Below are 1,442 nucleotides of genomic sequence, written 5' to 3' on the forward strand. Positions count from 1 at the left end.
AAATAGGTTATGCAAGAGTGTCAACTGGTTTGCAAAATTTGAATTTGCAGGAAGATCGATTAAATCAATATGGTTGTGAAAAATATTTAGCGATCACATAAGTGGATCAAAAAGTAAACGTCCTGGTTTAGATAAAGCCATTGAATTTGCGAGGTCAGGAGATACGATTGTTGTTTGGAGACTAGATAGACTAGGCCGTAACATGGAAGATTTAATCACATTAGTTAATGAACTTAATAATCGAGGCGTGAGTTTTCATAGTTTAGAAGAAAATATAACAATGGATAAATCAAGTTCTACAGGACAATTGTTATTTCATTTATTCGCAGCATTTGCAGAATTTGAACGTAATTTAATTTTAGAACGTTCTTCAGCGGGGCGAATTGCAGCTCGTGCTAGAGGACGTTATGGAGGTCGACCCGAAAAATTAAATAAACAAGATTTGACTTTACTTAAAACACTTTATGATAATGGAACACCAATTAAAACTATTGCAGAGCAGTGGAAAGTTTCACGTACAACAATCTATCGTTATCTCAATAAGTTAAATAACCAAGAAAATAAAGGGAAATAAAAATATTACTAAATTTTAAGAAAGCTAAGAATCAGACAGGATTACACCCTAATCATACAAAATGAATTGTTGAAATTACAGCAATTAAAATGTATGATTAGGGTGTATATTAATTATGAGGTGAAACTAAATGATTGTGGGCTATGCGCGGGTATCATCAGTAGATCAAAATTTAGAAAGACAACTTGAAAATTTAAAAACATTTGGTGCTGAAAAAATTTTTACAGAAAAACAATCAGGTCAATCTATAGAAAACAGACCCGTCTTTCAAGAAGCATTGAACTTTGTGAGAATGGGAGATCGTTTTGTCGTGGAATCAATTGATCGTTTAGGTCGTAATTATGATGAAGTCATTAATACCGTTAATTATCTTAAAGAGAAAGAAGTACAATTGATGATTACCAGTCTACCAATGATGAATGAAGTCATTGGTAATCCATTATTAGATAAATTTATGAAAGATTTAATTATACAGATATTAGCAATGGTTTCAGAACAAGAAAGAAATGAAAGTAAGCGCAGACAAGCACAAGGCATTAAAGCTGTTAAAGAAAAAGGTGTATATAAAGGACGCCCATTATTGTATTCTGCAGATGCAAAAGATCCACAAAAACCCATTATCTATCATCGAGTTGTAGAAATGTTAGAACAAGTCAATACAATTGGTAAAGAAGTCAATATCACAAGACACACGGTTCATAGGATTAAACAGAATAAAAACATATAAATGTGTTCTATTTCAATCAAAGAGAAAAAGTGAGTGACAATCTAGTATATACAGAAGTTTTCCTACACGCTGACACCATTTAGACATGTTAAATGCACGTCATCAAGCGATGAACGACATGGTAAGAAATGATACACGTAT

Annotated in this window: 2 protein-coding genes and 1 pseudogene; all 3 read left to right on the forward strand. The window is 32.3% G+C overall.

From position 1 onward, the window contains the following. Nucleotides 1-17: 17 nt before the first annotated feature. Nucleotides 18-349, forward strand: a pseudogene (locus tag IE142_RS39585) (recombinase family protein); the annotation flags it as partial. A 93-nt stretch (nucleotides 350-442) separates the two neighbouring features. Further along, the gene (locus IE142_RS39590) at nucleotides 443-574 is read left to right on the forward strand and encodes a helix-turn-helix domain-containing protein (protein WP_502266907.1); all 132 of its coding nucleotides are present in this window, start codon (nucleotides 443-445) and stop codon (nucleotides 572-574) included. A 130-nt stretch (nucleotides 575-704) separates the two neighbouring features. Continuing rightward, entirely contained in the window at nucleotides 705-1,301 is a 597-nt protein-coding gene (locus tag IE142_RS39595; RefSeq protein WP_191889394.1) for a recombinase family protein, read from the forward strand. The last annotated feature ends 141 nt before the right edge of the window (nucleotides 1,302-1,442 follow it).

The sequence above is a fragment of the Streptomyces mutabilis genome (assembly GCF_014649815.1).
Classification (GTDB): domain Bacteria; phylum Actinomycetota; class Actinomycetes; order Streptomycetales; family Streptomycetaceae; genus Streptomyces; species Streptomyces mutabilis.

Bases quoted from the DNA above. Each gene is read 5' to 3' on its own strand.
- IE142_RS39595 (WP_191889394.1), top strand. From the start codon at position 705: ATGATTGTGGGCTATGCGCGGGTATCATCAGTAGATCAAAATTTAGAA.